The 6,543-nt window shown below is 66.9% G+C and carries 6 protein-coding genes and 1 pseudogene; 3 read left to right on the forward strand and 4 right to left on the reverse strand.

The window, feature by feature from the left end; genetic code table 11:
* Window positions 1-37: 37 nt before the first annotated feature.
* On the reverse strand, window positions 38-1,777 hold the full coding sequence (locus GRX66_RS19440; protein WP_201292915.1) for a SipW-dependent-type signal peptide-containing protein: 1,740 nt from the start codon (window positions 1,775-1,777) through the stop codon (window positions 38-40).
* Between the two features lie 15 nt (window positions 1,778-1,792).
* The gene (locus tag GRX66_RS03930) at window positions 1,793-2,650 is read right to left on the reverse strand and encodes a SipW-dependent-type signal peptide-containing protein (protein ID WP_201292916.1); all 858 of its coding nucleotides are present in this window, start codon (window positions 2,648-2,650) and stop codon (window positions 1,793-1,795) included.
* 221 nt (window positions 2,651-2,871) lie between these two features.
* Here GRX66_RS03930 and GRX66_RS03935 point away from each other — a divergent pair, with 221 nt between their 5' ends.
* Entirely contained in the window at window positions 2,872-3,402 is a 531-nt protein-coding gene (locus GRX66_RS03935) for a DUF7344 domain-containing protein (protein WP_159525363.1), read from the forward strand.
* A 93-nt stretch (window positions 3,403-3,495) separates the two neighbouring features.
* Here GRX66_RS03935 and GRX66_RS03940 read toward each other — a convergent pair whose 3' ends face one another.
* Together GRX66_RS03940 and GRX66_RS03945 are read right to left on the reverse strand one after the other, a co-directional pair.
* Window positions 3,496-4,311: a hypothetical protein gene (locus GRX66_RS03940; RefSeq protein WP_159525364.1), complete on the reverse strand. Its 816-nt coding sequence runs from the start codon at window positions 4,309-4,311 to the stop codon at window positions 3,496-3,498.
* Window positions 4,312-4,415: 104 nt separating this feature from the next.
* The gene (locus GRX66_RS03945; protein WP_159525365.1) at window positions 4,416-5,123 is read right to left on the reverse strand and encodes a helix-turn-helix domain-containing protein; all 708 of its coding nucleotides are present in this window, start codon (window positions 5,121-5,123) and stop codon (window positions 4,416-4,418) included.
* Between the two features lie 211 nt (window positions 5,124-5,334).
* Between GRX66_RS03945 and GRX66_RS03950 the strand changes: the two genes are divergently transcribed.
* Both GRX66_RS03950 and GRX66_RS03955 read left to right on the forward strand, forming a co-directional pair.
* Window positions 5,335-5,967: a metal-dependent hydrolase gene (locus GRX66_RS03950; protein ID WP_159525368.1), complete on the forward strand. Its 633-nt coding sequence runs from the start codon at window positions 5,335-5,337 to the stop codon at window positions 5,965-5,967.
* 24 nt (window positions 5,968-5,991) lie between these two features.
* A pseudogene (locus tag GRX66_RS03955) lies at window positions 5,992-6,474 on the forward strand (N-acetyltransferase family protein); the annotation flags it as partial.
* Between the last annotated feature and the right edge of the window lie 69 nt (window positions 6,475-6,543).

Below are 6,543 nucleotides of genomic sequence, written 5' to 3' on the forward strand. Positions count from 1 at the left end.
ACGTCTCGATTCGCGAACGACGAGTGTCGGAGGCGACTCAGGGCCCGGTCGGGTTGTCGTTGTTCCGACACTGCTCGGTGTAGAAGCCGAGGTCGAAACTGACCGTGTCCCCCTGGATCTCGTTGCCGACGTCCGTCGGCACCCACCAGGCGAACCCGACGTACCGGGTAAGTCCTGGCTGGTAGCAGTCGCCACCGTTCAGCACGTAGCCGTTCTGGGCGGCACCGAACTCGTCGAAGGCGTCGGCGAGCGTCCCGGCGAAGATCGTCTCCTCGCAGAGTTCGCCGGTCGTGAGGTCGCCGTAGGTGTGGTCAGTGAGGTCCCCGGAGAAGGACCGACGCTCGACCACGGTTCCGTCGCTGTCGAAGAACACGAGTTCAGTCCCCTGACTGATCGACCCGACGAAGTCGCCAGTCCCGGAGTCCGACACCGCCAGGCCCGTCAGGTCCTCGCCAGTCTCGAGTTCCGCGACCTGCGAGACGCTGCCTGACAAGAGGTCGACGGTGTGGAGGGCGTTCGTGGCGTTGGTGTACAGGTAGAATTGGCCGGTCGACGTAAACGCGTTGTCGGCACCGTTGATGTCGACGTCGAGGTCAATTCTGTCCGTGATTTCTGGCGCAGTCTCCGGGTTGGACACGACGAACAGTGCGTCCTCGGCCATATCGCCGACGTAGAGCGTCCCGTCCGTGTCCACGGTGACCTGAACGACGTCGTTGAACGGTCCGTGTCCGTCGGGGTCGTCAATCGGGTCGATCGACAGTTGCGCGTTCGGAACGTCGTACGTCGCGAGTTCCATCTGGTTCCACGGAACAGCATACACCGTCTCCCCATCGGGAGACGCACCGGTGTGGGCACGGTCCAGCACAGTGCCGCCTTCCTCGAGGTCAGTCAGGTGGGTCGTAGCTGCACCTGAACTGATGTCGACTTCGTAGAGGCTCGCAGGATCGTCGTTGTGCTCGTAGTCCGTCATGTAGAGCGTGTCTCCACACTCGCCCCTGTCGAGAACGTTGTCGCCGTCGTCGTACCACCAGACGGTCTGGATGTTCTCTGCGAGCTCGCCCCCGTCCGACTCGCCGTCCCCGAGCGCGGCCTCCTCCGGTTCCGTCAGTTCGCCGCCACTCTGCGAGACGTTCCCCGTCTGCAGCCACACGTAGCCGGGGTTGCCGCAGAGGTGGAAACTCAGCGTGAACTCCCCGAAGTCGCCGGGTTTGACGTCTTGCAGATTGATCAACGGCTGCGGCTCGTCGTCGACGTACGTATCGGCGTTGTTCGTTCGGGTCGCGTTGCCGCCGCCCGGGGTGAGGTCGTCGTCTACGTCCGCCCCGTGCGCGCAGGCATCGTAAACGAACTGGTCGTCGACCGCGTCGTCGTTCTCCCCGATTGTCTCCTGTTCGCCGTCGTTGTCGGGGTCCGGGAACGCCTCTATCGCCGTGTTCGACATGTAGGCACCGAGGTCGTCCTCGTGCACCCACACCATCGGGTTCTCCGGATGCGGAAGACCGACGTAGTCCCCCGATTCAGCTGGTTCGGCACGCTGGACGGCGAGACCCGCTGCTGGATCGTCGAAGCCGTAGAGCTGCGGATACGAGTAGTGTTCCTCCCAGTCGACTTTCAGGTCCAGCGTCCCCGCCGTGATCGTGTTGTTCTCGAACGACTCCGAATCGGAGAGGTACGCTGACGTCCCGAAGCCGGCCGCGGCAGAGGCGAGCCCGATACCGGCCGCTCCAGCGAGCACGCGACGCCGCGTCAGGTCCAGGCCAGCGGGTTTGTCACTCATCGGTAGCCCCCTGAGTTAGGTACTGAACGGGGAGTCGTTGTTCCGGGTCTGTTCGGCTTCGAAGACGAGGTCGAAGCTCAGCGAGTCCCCCTGGATCTCGTTGCCGACCTCCGCGGGAATCTCGAGCAACAGGCAGAACTCCGGATCGAAGTTCTCACCGTCGTCCTCGATAGCCAGCGGGTCCCCCGCGCCGTCACGGATCGTGACGCCCGTGCTGTACGTGTCGTACGCCTCCTGGAGCGTGGTGTAGTGGGTGTCGCTATCGACGACGCCGCCCTCGTCGCGGGACGGGTCCCAGGCTTCTGCTTGGCTGCCGCCGTCGACGTTCGTGGTACCGTCGAGGCCAGACAACGCGGTCCGGTCGCCACCCCCGAAGTCGTTCCAGACCGTTGCGAGAATCTTGTCCTGCAGTTCCCCGGCTCCGTCACTGACGCCCGGGTCGTTGAAGTCGCCGGTCATGTTGGTCTCGTTCCCACTGGTCGGCTCGGGTTCGGTGTACCCGTTCTCGCTGGATTCGAGGTTCTCGGTGCGGACCTGGACGTATCCGGGGTTGTCTCCGATGTCGATGTCGAAGCAGATGATCCCCCAGTCGCCCGGCTTGACGTCGTCGACCTGCAGGCCAGTCACCGCCTCGCCGTCCGCAGTTGCTTCGAGCTCCCCGAGGTTTGTTTGTTGGGCCCAGTAGTCGTTGGCGGCTTCCACGCTCGCAGTGACCTGCATGTCGAGCGTGCCCGCAGTGATCGTGTTGTCTTCGAACGATTCCTCGTCGCTGAGATACGCGGACGTCCCGAGCCCCGCGACGGCACTCGCGACACCGATTGTGCCGAGGCCGCCGAGGACGCGACGCCGCGTCAGTTCGAGTTTCTTTGACATGGTTCGATTGGTCGGCCAACGGTGTTGGCCTTGCCACATCCACGATGGAGTATCCACATAGCTAATCGCGCAATCAGCACAGAAACGACCGATTTGACGGGGCTAAGCGACGCATTGAAAATTTTAGCGGGCCATAGCTCCGCTTCAGGGCCGCCGATACGCGACCCGGGAAGCGGTAAGTTCACCGATAAATATGCGGGTACGCGACAGGCTCTGTGTGTATGAGTCTCACCCGGTCGTCCGCGCTGGCGGAGGCGGACATCCACGACATCCTCAGGAACGACCGGCGGCGTCGCGTGCTCGAACACCTCCAGGAGTCGATGGGCAGCGTCACGCTCAGGGAACTGGCTGAGACCATCGCCGCCCACGAGGCCGGGGAGTCGCCGCCGCCGCGGCCGCTCCGCGAGAGCGTCTACAACTCCCTGCACCAGACGCACCTCCCGAAGCTCGACGCCGAGGGCGTCGTCGACTACGACAAGAACCGCAAGACCGTGGAACTCCAGCCCGGCGCGCGCGACGTGAACGTCTACATGGAGGTCGTCACGAAGTACGGCATCACGTGGGCGGACTACTATCGGTCGCTCGCGACGCTCTCGCTCGTGGTCGTCGTCGCCGCCGAGATCGACGTGCCGCTACTCGAGGCGCTCCCGGTGTTGCTCGTTGCGAGCGCGTTCCTCGCCGTCATCGCGGCGTCCACTGCCTACCAGCTGTGGACGCGGCGCTGGACGTACCTCCGCAGCCTGCTGCGCTAATTCTGGTCGCCGAGTTGGCATCTCGAGAGGTGGCCGAGCACGATGCGCGCCCTCACTGCAGAGGCCTCGTACAGCCACTAGGTGCTCCGCCACTCACTCCTCGGGGATCGGCGCTTCGAAGATGCGCGCGCCGCAGGCCGTGCAGGACGCCGCGACGACTTCGACGGAGCGACAGCAGGATTCGACCGTCTCCTCACCGAGCTGGACGTGGCCGTCGCAGACCGAACACCGGTCCAGCCACAGCCGCAGCCCGGCGAGCAGGCGAGTGCGTTCGGCGAACCCGCGGTCTCCCCACCCGGCGTCCGCGTCCGCGAGCACCCACCGCGCCCGCGGTGTCGGCGACGAACGCGCCCGGGACGGCCACTCGGCGACCGTCGCGTCGTCGACCCTCGCGAGGACTGCTTCGCCGCGGTACTCGACTGACGCGGACTCGTCGAACGACGGCGGGAGCAAGTGCTGGACGGCGGCGTCGACGTCGTCGGCGGCGGCCGCCATCTCCGAGCGCCACTCGGTCCGGAACAGGGAGTCCAGACAGAGGTCGTCGCGGTCCGGACACGGCGTGAGCGCGCCGGCGTCGAGGAGCACGGCCTCGGGGTCGAACGTTCCGTGCTCGTCGACCGGGTCGGCGTCCCCGGTCGTGGGTTCACCGTGTTCGAAGTACGCCAGCACGTCGTCCGGGAGGAGTCGTTGGGTCAGCGCGGGTGTCCCGGGAATCAGGTAGCCCCTGACGTACACCATCGCTCCGCCGAGGATGCCGGCGACGACGCCGACGGGGAACGTCAGCCAGGCGCCGAGGCCGACGCTCCCCGCGGCGACGAGCGCGAGGTTGAGCACCGTACACGGGAAACAACGGTTCTCGCCCGTGTACTCCGGGCGCCGGAGCGCTGCGACCGCACGACGTACCTGCATACACCCGTATCGGGAACCGAGTGGGTTAGGTATCCCCCTGCTAAGGCCGCTGAACGCGCTGTTAAAGGGTTTCAGGGTCTGACTGGCCGCCAGACGGCTCGGCCTCAGGCGTGGTCGCGCAGCACCGCCAGCAGTTCGTCGATTGGCGTCTCGGTGACGGCCAGCGAGTAGCCGTCCTGCTGGGCGAGGCCGGGCGCGTGCTCCCAGAGGTCGTCCTCCGAGAGGCCGTGGAGGAGGACGGCGTTCGGCGTCGGGTTGACGACCCGGAGCGCGATGCCGGGGCCTTCGCCGCGCGAGACGTTCGTGAACACGAGCACGCGGCTCGTGGACTGTCCGTAGAGCCGGTAGAACTCGTCGGCGCGCAGGCGGCGGATGGCTTCGATGGAGTCGATGACGGTGTGGCCGGTGACGCTGTCCCGCTCGCCGGCGACGACTTCGGTGCCGCCGACGGCGTCGTAGAGGTCGCCGAGGTCGACTGCGGCCGGGTACTCCTGGAGGTCGAGGACGACGTCGCTGTCGAAGCCCGCCGAGAGGACCCGCGTGTACTGCCGGATGTGCTCGCCGCCGCGGCGCTCGTCGATGTCGAGCAGGGCGTCGACGAGCCGGCGGACGAGCGCGATGCCGGGGCTCTCGCGGCGGCCGCTCTCGTAGTCGGAGACGACAGACGACGAAACGTCGAGCCAGTCTGCCAGCTGCGTCTGTGTGACTTCGAAGTCCGTCCGCCACTTCCGGAGGGTCGCGCCCGGGTCGTCGCTGAGCGTGATTTCGCCGGCGATGCGCTCGGCGAGGTCGTTTCGCGGGTCGTCGGCCATGGCGGTGAGTCCGGAACCGCCGTGGAAAAGCCTACCGGAGCGGATTCGACACGTGCCGAACTTTCCCGGGCGTCCGCCGACAGCCTCGCGATGCAGAAGTAGAACGCCACTCTCGAGGCACAGAACCAGGACGCTACTATCGAGGCACAGAACCAGGACACGCCCCATGACAGGCGCAAAACACATCCTGGTGTGGGACAGACTCACGTGCATGCCCTCGACGGTAGTTCACGTCGCGTTCGGCGCGCTCGTGGCGACGGCCTTCCTCCACGAGTTCGACGCGAAGGCCCTGGCAGTCGTGTGCGCGTTCGCAGCATTCCCGGACGTGGACACGTTCCTCGGCATCTGGATTGCGGGCGGGCACCGCGCACTCCTCCACACGCTGTTGTTGCCAGTCCTGCTGGGCGTCGTCGTCTACTGGGACGCCCACCGCGGGGAGTCGTGGCTGCGAGCCAGGTTCGGCCGGAGCGGCCCGCACGTCGCCGCAGTCGGCGTCGTCGCGCTGACGCTCGGCGGCATCCTCCCGGACCTGATGACCAACGGCGTGAACCTCCTCTACCCGGTCCACGACCGCTTCTACACGTTCGCGGGGAAACTCGAGCTGTCCAGCACGGACGGCGTCGTCCAGACGTTCGTCGACCTGAGCGAGGACGCGTCGAGTGGCGGCTCCGTCGGCGGGACGACGGAGAACACCCACTACTACACCGGCGTCGACCTCGAGCGCGGCCAGGACCCGGAGAATGCCGAGCGCGTGTTCCCCGTCGTCGCGTCGGGGATGCAACTGGTGGTCGTGGTGACGGCGATCGCCGGCGTCATCGGGCGGTTCCGGGAAGCCAAACGCTAACGACGCGGACGCACAACCGCCGGCATGGTCAGGCCGTACACGGACGCGGACCGCGAGGCGCTGTGGACGCTCAAGCGCGGCTTCGAAACGGGGCTCGGCGAGGGCACCGGGAGCGAGGACAAACAGGCGGCCTACGAGGCGAAACTGGACGCCGACTACCGGCGCCGGTGGCTCGACTGGGTGGACCGCTGCGTCGCCGAGAATCCCGACTGCGTGCAGGTCGCCGACGCCCGCGGAACGGGCAGCGACGACGTCGACGGCGCGCTCGCCGGGTACGTGTTCGTGCTCCCGGAGTCACTGGCGTTCGTCTGGGACGCGGCCGTCCTGAACGAAGTGTACGTCCACCCGGCCGCCCGCGGTGCCGGCGTCGCAGACGACCTGCTGGACGCCGCGCTCGCCGTGGCCCGCCAGCAGGACCTGCCACTGGACAGGATGGTGCTGGACGTCGACCGGGAGAACGAGCGCGCGCAAACGTTCTACGAGCGGCACGGGTTCGAGCACGTGGGGCGAGGATGCTCGGCCAGGGACTCTGAGCGCGCCTCAGGTCGCCGTCGTCGCGCCGATTGCACCGCCGAT

Source organism: Halobacterium bonnevillei (genome assembly GCF_009831555.1).
Lineage (GTDB): Archaea > Halobacteriota > Halobacteria > Halobacteriales > Halobacteriaceae > Halobacterium > Halobacterium bonnevillei.

What these genes read in the sequence shown, in the direction of transcription:
- GRX66_RS19440 (WP_201292915.1), bottom strand. Translation starts at nt 1,777, where the DNA reads ATGAGTGACAAACCCGCTGGCCTGGACCTGACGCGGCGTCGCGTGCTC.
- GRX66_RS03930 (WP_201292916.1), bottom strand. Translation starts at nt 2,650, where the DNA reads ATGTCAAAGAAACTCGAACTGACGCGGCGTCGCGTCCTCGGCGGCCTC.
- GRX66_RS03935 (WP_159525363.1), top strand. Translation starts at nt 2,872, where the DNA reads ATGAGTCTCACCCGGTCGTCCGCGCTGGCGGAGGCGGACATCCACGAC.
- GRX66_RS03940 (WP_159525364.1), bottom strand. Translation starts at nt 4,311, where the DNA reads ATGCAGGTACGTCGTGCGGTCGCAGCGCTCCGGCGCCCGGAGTACACG.
- GRX66_RS03945 (WP_159525365.1), bottom strand. Translation starts at nt 5,123, where the DNA reads ATGGCCGACGACCCGCGAAACGACCTCGCCGAGCGCATCGCCGGCGAA.
- GRX66_RS03950 (WP_159525368.1), top strand. Translation starts at nt 5,335, where the DNA reads ATGCCCTCGACGGTAGTTCACGTCGCGTTCGGCGCGCTCGTGGCGACG.